This is a genomic window from Phenylobacterium sp., from assembly GCF_025351295.1.
Taxonomy (GTDB): Bacteria; Pseudomonadota; Alphaproteobacteria; order Caulobacterales; family Caulobacteraceae; genus Phenylobacterium.
The window spans coordinates 1-13,310 of the sequence record NZ_JANXWD010000030.1 but is presented as its reverse complement, the minus strand read 5'-3'; the positions used below and the strand labels follow the sequence as shown (position 1 = coordinate 13,310).

11 protein-coding genes and 1 pseudogene are annotated in these 13,310 nt (G+C 69.2%); 6 read left to right on the top strand and 6 right to left on the bottom strand.

Going from position 1 to position 13,310, the window contains the following annotated elements; all coding sequences use genetic code 11:
* The first annotated feature begins 139 nt into the window (after positions 1 to 139).
* Together Q0R13_RS04670 and Q0R13_RS04665 are read left to right on the top strand one after the other, a co-directional pair.
* Positions 140 to 1,954: an AMP-binding protein gene (locus Q0R13_RS04670; protein ID WP_293900211.1), complete on the top strand. Its 1,815-nt coding sequence runs from the start codon at positions 140 to 142 to the stop codon at positions 1,952 to 1,954.
* A gap of 2 nt (positions 1,955 to 1,956) precedes the next feature.
* Complete coding sequence (locus Q0R13_RS04665; RefSeq protein WP_293900208.1) at positions 1,957 to 2,580, top strand: 2-hydroxychromene-2-carboxylate isomerase; 624 nt, start codon at positions 1,957 to 1,959, stop codon at positions 2,578 to 2,580.
* 59 nt (positions 2,581 to 2,639) lie between these two features.
* Here the strand turns inward: Q0R13_RS04665 and Q0R13_RS04660 are convergent, their stop codons facing one another.
* The gene (locus Q0R13_RS04660; protein WP_293900206.1) at positions 2,640 to 3,185 is read right to left on the bottom strand and encodes a helix-turn-helix domain-containing protein; all 546 of its coding nucleotides are present in this window, start codon (positions 3,183 to 3,185) and stop codon (positions 2,640 to 2,642) included.
* Between the two features lie 272 nt (positions 3,186 to 3,457).
* Between Q0R13_RS04660 and Q0R13_RS04655 the strand changes: the two genes are divergently transcribed.
* Positions 3,458 to 4,159, top strand: a complete 702-nt coding sequence (locus tag Q0R13_RS04655; RefSeq protein WP_293900204.1) for an SDR family NAD(P)-dependent oxidoreductase — start codon at positions 3,458 to 3,460, stop codon at positions 4,157 to 4,159.
* 15 nt (positions 4,160 to 4,174) lie between these two features.
* On the opposite strand, the gene Q0R13_RS04650 is transcribed toward Q0R13_RS04655, so the two are convergent.
* Positions 4,175 to 4,726, bottom strand: coding sequence for a hypothetical protein (locus Q0R13_RS04650; protein WP_293900201.1), 552 nt, complete (start codon positions 4,724 to 4,726; stop codon positions 4,175 to 4,177).
* A 129-nt stretch (positions 4,727 to 4,855) separates the two neighbouring features.
* Between Q0R13_RS04650 and Q0R13_RS04645 the strand changes: the two genes are divergently transcribed.
* Complete coding sequence (locus tag Q0R13_RS04645; RefSeq protein WP_293900198.1) at positions 4,856 to 5,320, top strand: helix-turn-helix domain-containing protein; 465 nt, start codon at positions 4,856 to 4,858, stop codon at positions 5,318 to 5,320.
* A 39-nt stretch (positions 5,321 to 5,359) separates the two neighbouring features.
* On the opposite strand, the gene Q0R13_RS04640 is transcribed toward Q0R13_RS04645, so the two are convergent.
* The 4 genes from Q0R13_RS04640 to Q0R13_RS04625 form a co-directional block, all read right to left on the bottom strand.
* On the bottom strand, positions 5,360 to 6,823 hold the full coding sequence (locus Q0R13_RS04640) for an enoyl-CoA hydratase-related protein (RefSeq protein WP_293900195.1): 1,464 nt from the start codon (positions 6,821 to 6,823) through the stop codon (positions 5,360 to 5,362).
* A gap of 99 nt (positions 6,824 to 6,922) precedes the next feature.
* Positions 6,923 to 7,546, bottom strand: a complete 624-nt coding sequence (locus Q0R13_RS04635) for a TetR/AcrR family transcriptional regulator (protein WP_293900192.1) — start codon at positions 7,544 to 7,546, stop codon at positions 6,923 to 6,925.
* A gap of 70 nt (positions 7,547 to 7,616) precedes the next feature.
* Positions 7,617 to 9,278 (bottom strand): NAD(P)/FAD-dependent oxidoreductase, encoded by a 1,662-nt coding sequence (locus Q0R13_RS04630; protein ID WP_293900189.1) that lies wholly within the window; start codon positions 9,276 to 9,278, stop codon positions 7,617 to 7,619.
* Between the two features lie 187 nt (positions 9,279 to 9,465).
* Positions 9,466 to 11,010 (bottom strand): enoyl-CoA hydratase/isomerase family protein, encoded by a 1,545-nt coding sequence (locus Q0R13_RS04625; RefSeq protein WP_293900187.1) that lies wholly within the window; start codon positions 11,008 to 11,010, stop codon positions 9,466 to 9,468.
* 461 nt (positions 11,011 to 11,471) lie between these two features.
* On the opposite strand from Q0R13_RS04625, the pseudogene Q0R13_RS04620 reads away from it, so the two are divergent.
* Both Q0R13_RS04620 and Q0R13_RS04615 read left to right on the top strand, forming a co-directional pair.
* Positions 11,472 to 12,283, top strand: a pseudogene (locus Q0R13_RS04620) (glucose 1-dehydrogenase).
* Between the two features lie 200 nt (positions 12,284 to 12,483).
* Positions 12,484 to 13,310, top strand: an 827-nt coding sequence (locus Q0R13_RS04615) for a TonB-dependent receptor plug domain-containing protein (protein ID WP_293900184.1), incomplete at its 3' end; no start/stop codon positions are given.

Sequence of the window (13,310 nt, the reverse complement as noted above, 5' to 3'; positions counted from 1 at the left end):
AATTATGGGTGTTATTTTCGAACCTTGCCAGACGCGAAAACTGACCTAGGCTGCCGCCGCGACGACGAAGAGCGAAACCGGGAGGGTCACCGTGAGTCCTGCATCCGCCACCGCGGCGCCCGGCGCCAAGGCCTCCAGGGTGCAGTTCGCGCCCAAGGAGGTGGTGGCCCCCTACCGGTGCGACGGGACCATCCTGCTCCGCTCACCGATCGCGCTTACCGGCGTCGCGGCGAATATGGTCGACCACCTCGAGGAGTGGGCGACGCAGACCCCGGACAGGGTGTTCCTGGCGCAGCGCGGCGGCGGCGGCGATTGGGAGGAACTCACCTACCGCGTCGCGTGGCGCCGGGTGCAGGGCGTGGCCCAGGCGCTGCTCGACATGGGCCTGACCTCGGCAACGCCGATCGCCATCCTCTCCGCAGCTTCGATAGAACACGGAATCCTGACCTTCGCCGGGATGCTGGCCGGCATCCCGGTTGCCCCCGTCTCGCCCAACTACAGTCAATTGCCGAACGCGCTGCCGCGCCTGGTCGATATCGCCGAAGTGCTCGCGCCCGCGCTGGTATTCGCGCAGCGCGCCAGCGCGTATGCCAACGCCCGAAGCCTTCCGCAGCTCGCCGGGGCGCGCTGGATGAGCGCCACGCCGGGTGAACCGGACGCGGTGCTGCTCAGCGATCTCTACGACACGGCGCCGACGGCCCGTCTCGACGCGGTGCGCCGGTCGGTGACGCCCGACACGGTCGCCAAGATCCTCTTCACCTCGGGATCGACAGGCGCCCCCAAGGGCGTGATCAACACCCAGGGCATGATCTGCAGCGCCACCGCGGCAAGCGCCCTTCTGGTGACCACCGAAGAGGCCCCGGTCCTGCTGGATTGGCTGCCCTGGCATCACACCATGGGTGGCAACGCGACGCAGCACGGCGTGCTTCGCGCGGGCGGCTCGCTCTACATCGACGACGGGCGGCCGACGCCGTCCGAGTTCGGCAAGACCCTTGAAAACATTCGCCGCATCCGGCCGACTTCGCTGCTCAGCGTCCCGGCGGCGTTGCAGATGCTGGTGACCGCGCTTGAGACCGATGCCGATCTACGGACCGCCTTCTTCTCGCGGCTGAGCCGCCTCAGCTTCGCCGGCGCCAGCCTTCCGCAAGACATTTGGGAGCGCATCCAGGCGCTGGCCGTAGGCGCCACGGGGGCGGAGGTGCCGTTCGGTTCAGGATATGGCGCCACGGAGACCGGCCCGGGGATCTCCGCGACCCACTGGCCCAGTCGTGGCGGCGGCGAGATCGGCCTGCCTGGGCCGGGTCTCACGCTGAAACTGGTCCCGGTCGAGGATCGCTACGAAGTGCGGGTCCAGGGGCCCAACGTCACGCCGGGCTATCTGGAGCGGCCCGACCTCACCGCCGCGGCTTTCGACGAGGAAGGCTACTACAAGGTCGGCGATCTGGTGACGTTCGTCGACCCAATGGACCCTGCCCAAGGGCTGCGCTTCGCGGGACGGCTCAGCGAGAACTTCAAGCTCACCAACGGCTCATGGGTCACCACCGGGGAGCTGCGCCTGGCCGCCCTCGAGGCCTGCCAGCCGCTGGCGTCGGACGTGGTCATCGCCGGGCATGACCGTGACGACGTCCGCCTCCTCATCTGGATCGATCCCGGCGAGCGCCAGCGCGCCGGCGGCATGCCGGAGGGACGCCTGGACCCGGCCTCCTACGAGAGCCTCGCCGACCGGCTGGCGGTAGGGCTGAAGGCCTTCAACACCGGCAAACACGGGGCCACTCAGCGGATCGCGGCTTTCCGGATCCTGCACGATGCCCCCTCGCTCGGCGCGGGCGAGACCACCGACAAGGGCTATGTGAACCAGCGCGGCGTGCTTCAGCGCAGGGCCGACCTTGTCGACGACCTCTACGCAGCATCGCCTGGCCCCGAGGTCCGGCCCCTTCAGGATCAACGGAGATGACCATGGCGCCCCCTATCGAGTTCTATTTCGACTTCGGCAGCCCCAACGCCTACCTGGCCTACAAGGTGCTGCCGGGGATCGAGCAGCGGCTGGGCACGAAGGTCGAGCTGAAGCCGGCCCTGCTCGGCGGTATCTTCAAGGCCACCGGCAACCAGTCCCCGGCGGTGACGCTGGCCGGCGTGCCGACCAAAGCGGCCTACGAGCGCAAGGAGACCGACCGCTTCATTGCCCGCCACCAGCTGACCAAATTCAAGTTCAATCCCGCGTTTCCGATCAACACGCTGCAGCTGATGCGCGGGACCATGCTGGCCAGGAAGCTGGGCGTCTTCGAGCCGTATGTCGACGCGGTCTACGCCGGGATGTGGGAGCAGGCCCTGAACATGGGCGATCTCGAGGTCTTCCACGGCGTCCTGGAGGCGGCCGGCCTGCCCACGCAGGCGTTTGTGGAGCACATCGGCGATCCCGACGTCAAAGCGGCGCTGATCGCCTCCACCGAGGAAGCTGTCGGCCGCGGGGTTTTCGGCAGTCCGGCCTTCTTCGTGGGTGACGAGATGTTCTTTGGAAAGGACCGCCTTCGGGACGTCGAGGAGGCCTACCTTGAGCGGGCTGGGGCGGCGGCGGTCTGAGCAGCCGGAGCTCCGGGCAAGGAAACGCGCGGCGAGGCGGCGCAGCCGTGCGCGTGGCCTTACCGGCGGGTTCGCCTACTGGCTTCGACCAACCCTGCGGGGCTTCGACCAACCCTGCGGGGCTTCGGCGGATCCACGGGCATGTGCGCCGCGTCCGCGGCGCCCGGGCCCAGATCGACCTGCACCTGGCGCGGGTCGAGCGGCTCGGCGCACTCCGAGCAGACCTGCACCGGGTCGAAGTGATGGCCGCAGGTCGCATGCCGGTGCAGCAGGGGACGGCCCTTCTTTCCGGACATGTGCACATCGCCCCAGTGCACGATCGACATGATGACGGGATAGAGGTCGAGCCCCTTGGGCGTCAGGCGGTATTCATAACGCGTCGGATGCTGCTGGTAAGCCACTTTGGTGAGCACGAAATTGTCCACGAGCTTCTGCAACCGGTCCGCGAGGATGGGCCGGCCGATGCCCAGCCGCGCCTGGAAGTCGTCGAACCGGCGGACCCTCAGAAAACAGTCGCGCAGGATCAGCAGGGTCCAACGATCGCCGATCACCGACAGGGTCCTGGAGACCGAGCACGGCTGCTGTTCGAGCTCACGCCATTGCATTGCGGACCATCTCTCCTGCCGACCCCCGTCCAGCGACGGTAGCTCCGTATAGATTTGAAACTGACGAAACGACAGGTCAAGCCGCACTGCCACCCAGACTCCGTAGCGCGTCGCATCGACGCGGGCTTGACCACGAGAACACCTAGGATGCTAAATTGGTACTCATTCGCTAGGATGGTTTGGAATTGGCGTCAGGCGACCCGGGCGGGCCCGACGGAGGATCAGGTGACCATTCATCCGATGAAGACCGGTCTTACACTGGCGCGCTTGGCATGAAGCCGTTGGCTGTCGTAACGGGCGTCGGTCCGGGAACCGGGTCGGCGATCGTTCGCCGGCTCCACGCCGGGGGGTATCGGGTGGCGATGCTGGCGCGCACCGCCGAACGCCTCGCGGCGCTTGAGCGAGAGTTGCCGGGCGCGTTCGGCGTGGCCTGTGACGTCGCAGACGCCGCGGCGCTGAACGCGGCGCTGGAGCATATCGCGCAGGCGGCCGGCGTCCCGCCGAAGGTTGTCGTTCACAACGCGGTCGGCGGCGCCTTCGGCGGCTTCCTCGAGATCGAGCCGCAGGTGCTCGAACGCAATTTCCAGGTCAATGTGATGGCGCTGCTGCACCTGGCGCGATGGGCCGCGCCGAAGATGGAGGCGGCCGGGGAGGGCGCCCTCATCGTGACCGGCAACACCGCTTCGATCCGCGGGAAGGCCCGGTTCGCCGGCTTCGCGCCGACCAAGGCGGCGCAACGCATTCTCGCGGAGTCCATCGCCCGCGACATGGGCCCCAAGGGGGTGCACGTGGCCTACCTGATGATCGATGCGGTGATCGATCTCGCCTGGACCCGCGCCCGCAATCCCGAAAAGCCGGACGACTATTTCATCAGGCCCGCGGACATCGCCGACGAGGTCTGGCACCTTGCCCACCAGCCCCGCTCGGCCTGGTCGTTCCTCACGGAAATCAGGCCATTCGGGGAGACCTGGTAGACCGGGGCTGGAGCCTCAATAGCGGTTCAAGGCGCGGCCCGCGGTCGTCTTGGGAAAGCCGTGGGCGTCGAACAGGCGGCTCTTGGCGTCGAAGTAGGCGCGCGGGAACTCGAGCACCGGATGGGTGGCGGGATGTCCGGCCCGTTTGGCGATACCGAACAGGTCGATGGTGGCGCCGTCGCTGGCCAGCGAGCCGTCCGGCCATTCGAAGATCTGGATCCAGAAGTAGCGTCGCCGATCCTCGCCCGCGCCGATGACGCGGGCGAGCGCGTCGTTGGCGGCCTTGTGCGCTTGCGACTTGCGCTGCTGGTCGAGCAGGCCCTCCGGTACGTAGATTTCGACCAGGAAGATCGGCCGCCCCTGCACATAGGTCTCGTCGTTCACGCCGCCGACAAACCAGTCTGCACGGTCCGTTTCGCGGAATCGCACCAGGCTGCCCGCGCGACCGAACGGCGTATCGCCACCGCCCTCGATCTCCAGCATCAACGCCGTGAGCTCTTCGGCCAGAACGGCCTTTTGCGGCGCCGACAACTGGCCGGCGGGATATTCAACGGTGACCAAGGGCATGGACGGCGCTCCAATATTTGGTATCTTAAGGCTACCATATAGACGGCTTGCGCGTGGCTGAAAGGCGCGGCTTCGGCGGCAGGCCGAATATCAGACATGTGATGAGAATGGCGGGAGACGCAGGCAGGCATGACGCGCACATCGCTCGAGACCCACCACTGCAGCGTGGCCCGCACGGTCGACATCATCGGTGACAGGTGGGCGCTGATGATCCTGCGCGACGCCTTCTATGGCGTGCGCGCCTTCTCGGCCTTCCAGGCCAGCCTCGGGGTGGCCAAGACCGTGCTGTCGGACCGGTTGCGGCGCCTGACGCAGGCCGGAATCCTCGAAAAGGTTCGGGCGCGCGAAGGGGTCGAGCGGTTCGAATACCGGCTGACCGCGTCGGGTCGCGAGCTGTTCCCGGTGGTGGTGGCGCTGATGCAATGGGGCGATCGCTGGGTGTTTGGCGCGGGTCATGAGCCGGCGCAGATCCTGGACCGGGAGACGGGCTCGCCCGTGCAGCCGCTGGCCGTGCAGGCCCGGAGCGGGAAGGTCCTGACCGCTCGCGACGTCATGCTCGGCAGGGGTCCCGGCGTCACGACGGATATGCGGTAGTCGCAAGATACCGGTATCAGACGTTCAAGGCGACTTGGGCTAGGCTGTGCTCGTCGTTGCGGCCGGACGCAGGCCGCGACCGCGGGAAGGCGCCGCCCGGGTGCGCAGACCCATCTGCTGCGCCTGCCACAGCGGCCCCCCACGCCAGCGCGGGAAGCCCAGATGCCGAACCCACACGGCATCGAGCACGGCGGCGCATAGGTCCGCCGTTTCATGACCGGCGGTGGCCTCGATGGCCGCGCGCAGGCAGCGCTCGACGACGACCTCATCGGCGATCGGCGTGCGGTTCAACCGCTGCCCGAGCGCTGACGCCCGGACCAGCTCGTCCACCTCGGGATCGAACCGGACCTGGCTGCCGTCACCGGCGCGACGATACCAGCCCGCCGCCCCGGGCCCTCCAGGCCGCTGGGCGTCTGCCATCAGATCGATGGTCGGCGAATAGGAAATCCACGCGTCATCGCCGGGCGGCGCCCCCTCCGTCACCGCGAACACGCGCGCCATGCCGAGGCGGTCGGAGCGGGCGAACGGACCCTCGGCAAATCCATACGCTTCAAGCCGCCTGTCGACCTGCGCTGGCGTCGCGCCGGCGTCGATCAGATGGATGGCCTCGCGGGCTAACGACCAATTGAGCCGAGTGGCCAAGGCCGGAGCATCCTCCCCAAGCGCCTCCAGCGCCGCCTCGCCGGCGGCGGCGTAGTGAAGGGCAATCCCCTGTTCGCTTCGCGCGAGTTCGCTGGAGATCCGGTCGATCTCCGCGACCAGTCGCCGCTCCGGTAGGGCGGCCGCGGCTTCCAGCGCGCGCACGGCGGCCAGCGGCGCGACCTGGCCCGGCGCGTGGCGGCGAAGCTTGAGCCGAAGCCCGAAGACCTCGGCTTCGACATTCAGGGCCAGCGGCGCGAGCCCGCGCGCCGTCCCCTCCGTGAGCGCCCACGGGCCAGCGGCCTCCGCCAGATCGCCGCAACAGACCCGATCGATCAGACCTACGCCGGCGGCGCCGGCGGCGCTCAGGGGCCGGCCAAAGGCCACCAGGTCCGCCGCGGCCTCCATGCCGGCCCGGCGCGCGAGATGGACAAGCGTCGCCGCGCGGGGCAGCCGCGCCGCCGCGACCCCTCGCCAGGCGAAGGTGCTGGTCGGGGCGCAGACCCGACCCGCGCACGCGAGGGCCAGTTCGAGGCCGGCCCCGGTCGCGTCGCCGGCGATCGCCGCGACGATCGGCGCCGGCGAAGACGCCACCAGGCCAAGCAGCGCGTCCAGGTCCTCGTGGGCGGCAAACCCATCGTGATCGAAAAGGCCGGCGCCGGTCAGCACGATGGCCCGCACGTCGCGGCTTCGGCCGAGACGCCCGATGAGCTTCATCAGCGCCGAGCGCTGCGCAACGCCACCGGCGAGCGGGCGGCCGTTGATCCGCAGGATGGCGACCGCGCCCCCCGCCGCGCGCTCGACGACGGCGCTGAGGCCGACAGGCGAACGTGACGGCGCTTCGCCGTCTGGGAGCATGGTCATGATTTCCTACCCTGGCCCGGCAAAAGGCGGCCCTGTTAGACGCTTGACTGCATCCATATCAGTTACTGACCGATAACCTAAACCCAGTCCCGGAGACCGTCAAGCCAACCGCGGCGGGGTAGCTGCCGGAAGGTAGGGCAGCAGGATACGCCGCGCGGCGGCGAGCAGGCCGGCCTGGGCCTGCGCGTCGCTGCGCAGCCCGCGGGGCCAGCGGGGCGCCGAAAGGATCATGCCCACCGCGGCGTAGGCGACCAGCTCCAGGTCCTGGGTCCGGGCGCCCGGGTTGAGGTCGCGCAGCGCCTCGACCCATCGCTGGGCGTGCTCGCGCTCGCGCCGCCGCACCTGGCGCCGCAGATCCTCCGGCAGGGAGCGCTGCTCATCCTCGAACACCCGTACGAGCTGGGGATAGGCGACGACCAGGCGAACCTGGCCGGCCACCAGGGCCTCGAGCTCCCTGGCGGGATCGTCCTGGCGCGGGCCGACCAGCTCGATGAGCCGGTCGATGGTCTGGCCGCAGAGCACCGCGAGAAGGTCGGCCTTGCTGGCGAAGTGGCGGTAGATGGCCGGGCCGCTGACGCCCGCGACGGCGCCGATCTCGGTCAGGGACACCGCCTCGAACCCCCGCTCGAAGATCAGCAGGCAAGCGGCGTCGAGGATCAGTTGGCGGCGCGCCAGGGCGCTGTCGCGACGGGACAGCCGGGCGGAGGTTCGATCGGAACTCATGTTACCCGCGGTTCACTCAAGAGCTGCATAGCCACATTCGCAGGACGCGGCAAACCCGGCGCACCGGATATCAGCCCGTCTTCGCCGCCTTCTGGCCGGGCTCGAACGTAAAGCCGCGGTAGCCCTCCGAGGCGACCTGAGCGCAGATCTCGCGATATCGGTTGAACCCGCCCGTGTAGATGCCGAACACGCGCGGCTTTCCCGGGATGTTGGCCCCCGTGTACCAGGTGTTCGCGCGCGGGATCAGCGAGGTCTGGGCCAGGCTTGAGACGGCGGCCATCCATTCGGTCTCGGCGGCCGTGGTGGCTTCGATGGTCGTCAGATCGTGGGCCCGCATGTAGTCGATGCAGTCGAGGATCCACTCGGCGTTCTGCTCATTGAGGATGACAAAGTTGGCGAAGGCGGACGGACCGTTGGCGCCGGCGATGATGAACAGGTTGGGGAACCCCTCCATGGCCAACCCCAGATAGGACTTCGAACCGGCCGCCCACTTGTCCTTCAGCCGACGGCCGCCGCGGCCGGTCATCTCGACGGCCAGCATGGCGCCCGTGAGACCGTCGTAGCCCGTCGCCAGGATGATGATGTCGAGGTCGATCCGCCGAGCGTTCGTGCGGATCCCGGTGGGGGTGATCTCGGCGATCGGATCGGTCAGGCAGTCGACCAGCTTGACGTTCGGACGGTTGAACGCCTCGTAGTAGTTGGTGTCGAGAACCGGGCGGCGGGCGAAGATCGGGTAGCCGCGGGGTTTGAGCCGCTCGGCCGTCTCGGGGTCCTCGACCACCTCGTCGATCTTGCCGCGAACGAACTCGGCGACGATCTCGTTGGCGGCAGCATTCGACAGCAGGTCCGAAAACGTCCCCATGAGGGCGAGCGCCCCCCGTCGCCAGGCGTCCTGCAGAAGCTCCTCGCGCTCGGCCACCGGGACGCTGAAGAACGGCCGGCTTGAGATCGAGCGGACGCCGCCGCTGTAGCTGCTCTTGGCGGCGGCGCGCAGGGCGGGATAGTTCGCCTTCACCTGCGCCATGTAGTCGGCGTCGATGGGGCCGTTGCGCATCGGCATGCTGAAACTGGGCGTGCGCTGGAAGACGAAGAGCTCCTGGGCATCTTCGGCGACCACCGGGACGATCTGGATGCCAGAGGAGCCGGTGCCGACCACGCCCACCCGCAGCCCCTTGAAGTCCACCGCCTCGTGCGGCCATTTGCCGGACAGGTAGATCTGGCCGTCGAACGTCTCGACGCCGGGGATATCGACGTCCTTGGGCACCGACAGCGGACCCGTCGCCATGATGCAATAGATCGCCTCGAACCGGTCCCCGCGGTCGGTCTCGACGATCCAGCGTTGCTTGGCGTCGTCGTAGGCCACGGATTGGGCCCGGGTATTGAACTGGATGTCGCGACGCAGGTCGAGCTTGTCGGCGACGAAGCGCTGGTAAGCGCGGATTTCCTGGCCCTCGGCGAAGCGCTCGCTCCAGGTCCATTCCTGCTGGATCTCGTCAGAGAACGAATAGCTGTAGTCGATGCTCATGACGTCGCAGCGTGCGCCGGGATAGCGGTTCCAGTACCAGGTGCCGCCAACGTCGCCGCCCGCCTCGATGCCGCGCACGGTGAGCTGCCTCTCGCGCAGCCGGTGGAGCATATACATCCCGCCGAAGCCGGCGCCGATCACCAGGGCGTCGATATACTGGGTCTCACCGGCCCCGGGGCGGGGCTGAACCTCGACTTCGTCGTCCATCTGTGACCGAGCTCGCTTTGCCTGTGCCGCCCCGTGTTGAGGGCGCAGCCGCGCGGCTTTTCAAGGCATGCCGACGTGGGGGGCGGAAGATCACATCTATGAATGCTGGACCACGCGCCGGCGCCCGCCACCCCGGGGTGTTCAGGCGGGATGGCCCGGACCGGGACGGCGCCGGGTTCTGCCGCCGCTATTGCGAGCGCGCGCTTTCCGGCGGCCAGGGCGCCGCGGCGACGCCGCGGGCCGCGAGGTCCACCAACAGGTCGGCCGGAGGCCCCAGTGTGGGCCGCGAGGCGTTCGCCGCCTGCACCGTCGAGATCACCGTCTGGAGGCCCCAGCGGTCGGCATGGAACAGCAGCCCGCCGCGCCAGGCGGGGAAGCCCATCCGGTTCCAGGCGCCGTCGAGCGCCAGCGCCGACGGCGCCGCGCCGCTCCCCAGCAGGCTGAAGGCGCCGTTCACCATGGCCGCCAGGCACCGGGCCACGACCTCGTCCTGGGTGAACGGGCGGCGCTGAAGGCGCTGGGCCAGGGCCGAGTCGCCCAGGATCCGGTCGAGGCTCGGGTCGACCTGTGGAACCCCATCGCCGCGCGGATAACGATACCAGCCCAGGCCCGACGCCACGCCCAGGCGCCCCTCGCCGGACATCAGGTCCACGGTCGGCGAATAGATCCGCCAGGCGCCGTCGGTGTCGGCGCACCGATCCAGGATGACGCCCAGGCCGATGCGGTCGGCCGCCGCCAGCGGGGCGTCGACGAAGCCGAAACCCACCAGGGCGCGGTCGATCAGGTCAGGGCTGCCACCCGCGTCGAGCGTGTGGATCGCTTCGCGCAACAGGGTCCAGCGGAGCGCGGCGTCCAGTGAGCTGCGGTCCCGGATTCGGGCGTCTTCGGCCCGTGCCGCCCAGGCATAGGCGAGCGCCAGGGCCTGGTCGGACGCTGCGCAGCGTTCCGCCACCTGGCGGATGGCGCGGGTCGCCCGCATCGCGCGGTGCTGCAGGCCCAACTCCAGGGCCTGGGTCAACGCCCGATGGGCGACGCTGCCGGGCGCGCGATGGCGCAGGCGCTTGCCCAGGTTGACCAGGTCCGCGTCCCAGTCCCCGCGCCGGTCGGGGGTCGCGCACGCCGGGTCTGGCAGGCGCGGCGGCGGGGCCGCCAGCACGGCCTGGATCAGGTCCCCGCTCTCGCATCGGTCGACGAGGCCGATCGCGGCCGCCGAAGCTCCGGAATGGACGTCGCCGAGCGCCATCATATCGGCGGCGGCATTCAGTCCGACCAGGGCGGCGAGCGCCGTCACCCCGCCGTTGATCGGCAGCAGGCCCAGCGCGGCCTCGGGCATTTCGAAGCGCGCGTCCGGCCCGGCGACGCGGGAGGCGCAGGCGAGGGCGGCTTCGAGCCCTGCCCCGCTGGCAAGGCCGGAAATCGCCGCGACGACCGGCGTCTTGGACTGCGCCAGGGCAGTGACGAGCTCAAGGATATCGGCCTGTCGGACCCGCCCCGCACCGTCGAACTGCACGTCGGCGGCGAACGCGGTCTGTCCGCACAGGACGATGCGGTCGGTTTCGGGGCCGCCGCTGACGGCGTCCAGCAGGGCGGCGAAAATCTTCTGGGTCCCCGGCCCCCACTGGCAGAGCGGCGCGTCACAGGTGGCGACAAGGGTGGTCCCGAGCCGTTCGACGACCCAGGGCATCGGGCTTGCGCCGCTCAGTTGGGTGTCTGGGTCGGCGGAGAGTTTCATGACGCAGGCGCCGCGGCCTTGCCGTCGATGGCGCCGCGCGCTGCGCCCGCGCAGATATCGTCGCCGTCCATAGTATCCTCCCGTACGCCCATTGGCGGTTAGCCGCCGTTGACCGGCGATCGATTGGACAATCCAGCGTCACGCGCAGACGCCGGAAGTGTCAAGCCCATGCCATTTCGGCGAGCCCCGGCGCGCGAGGTGCAGGCGCCATCCCGGGCGATGCGATGTCGCGCCAGGCCTCGAAGCCAGGGCGTCGCGCAGGGTGCGATGAACCTGTTCTCGGAAGACGGGCGACTGCTGGCGACGGCGAGCCAGTCGGTGATCGTGCGCTTCCTGGATTGAGCGACCCGCGCGCCGCCCGGCCGGCGTAAGACCCCTCCGGGCCGCGAGACGAAATCCAGGTGATCTCGTCAATGTCGATTGACATCTGAGAGGACCTGCGTCGGCATTGGCCGAGCGCCGTGCGGGATCGAGCCTGTTGGTGGGGTTCGGATAATTCCATCCTGACCGGACAGGGTCCAGCGGGGGGAGCAGTGCGCTTGCAGCGGTTTGCCGGGAAAGTGGCCCTCGTGACCGGGGCGGCGCGCGGCCAGGGCGCGGAGCACGCGCGACAACTGGTCGCCGAGGGCGCGAAGGTCGCGCTCACCGACGTTCTGCACGCGGAGGGCCAAGCCCTGGCGGCGGAGCTCGGCGAGGCGGCGCTCTTCCTCCCGCATGACGTCGCCGATGAAGCGGCCTGGCTGCGGGTGCTGGCCGCGACGCGAGCGTTCGCCGGCGGGCTTGACTACCTGGTCAACAACGCCGCCATCGCGCGGTTCGCTTCGATCGCGGAGACCGATGTCGCCATGTTCGAGGCGCACCAGCGGGTGAACGAGCTCGGGGTCTTCCTTGGCATGAAGCATGCCGCGCCCCTGATGGCCGAGCGGGGCGGCGGGTCGATCGTCAAGTCTCATCGCTCGGAGGTCTCCGCGCCGGCGGCGCCGACATCGCCTATGTGGGCTCCAAGTGGGCGGTGCGCGGCATGACCAAGAGCGCGGCCAAGGAATTCGGTCCGCGGCAGATCCGGGTGAACTCCATCCATCCGGGCCTCGTGCTCACCGCGATGCTGGCCGAGGTTCCGGAGGCAGTGATCGCCCAGCGGGCCGCCCGGGTCCCGCTCGGCCGCGCCGGCACGCCGGCCGACATCTCCGGGCTGGTCCTCTTCCTGCTCTCCGACGCGGCCAGCTACATCACCGGCGCCGAGATCGTCATCGACGGTGGGCTCGGGCTCTAGCCGCGACCCAGCTCCCGCGGCCGGGATCGCGTCGAATGTCGTCAATTGATATTGACAAAAAACGTCAATCGAATTTGATGTTATTGCGACGCCTCGGGGAACGCCCCCGTCGCGACAACAAGCAGGTCGCCCGGACTCGGAGCGGCCGAAGTGAGTGAAACGCCGCGCCGGGTGCATCCGGCTACAAAAGGGGGAAAGACATGCGTCGGTCAGCGACCTTGCTCTACGCCGCGCCATTCATCGTGGTGACGTCGGCCATCGCCAGCGCGGCCTGGAGCGCCGAGCCGGCGGCGTCGGCCAGCACGCTGCAGGAGGTGATCGTCACCGCCCAGAAGCGTGAGGAACGGATCAACGACGTCGGCATGTCGATCACCGCCATTTCCGGCGACGATCTGGCGCAGCGTGGCCTCCAGGATCCCACCCTGCTGTCGAAGGCGGTGCCCGGCTTCGAATACAACACCAACGCGTTCGGCCATCCGATCTACACGATCCGCGGCGTTGGATTCCAGGATTCGACCCTGGCGGCGAGCCCAACCGTCACCGTCTACACCGACGAGGTCCCGATCCCGTTTTCCGCCGAGACCATCGGCGTCGGCCTGGACGTCGCGCGCCTGGAGGCGCTGAAGGGCCCGCAGGGGACGCTCTACGGCGAAAACGCCACCGGCGGCGCGTTGAACTTCATCGCGGCCCGGCCGACCGATCGCTTGGCGGCCGGCGCCGACGCCAGCTTCGGCCGGTTCGCGACGCTTGAGACCTCCGGCTTCGTCAGCGGGCCCATCAGCGACACCCTGAAAGCCCGGTTCGCGGCGCGGGTGGTGGAAGGCGGCAACTGGCAGAAAAGCTACACGAGCGACGCGACCCTGGGCCAGAAGAACCTCCTGCAGGGCCGGCTGCTGTTGGACTGGACGCCAAGCCAGCGGTTTCGCATCAGCCTCAACCTGAACGCCTGGCAGGACCGGTCCGACTCCCCCGCGCCACAGCTCATCGGCGTCGTGGGCCTGGGCGCGAACGCCGCGTTGCTGCCGGC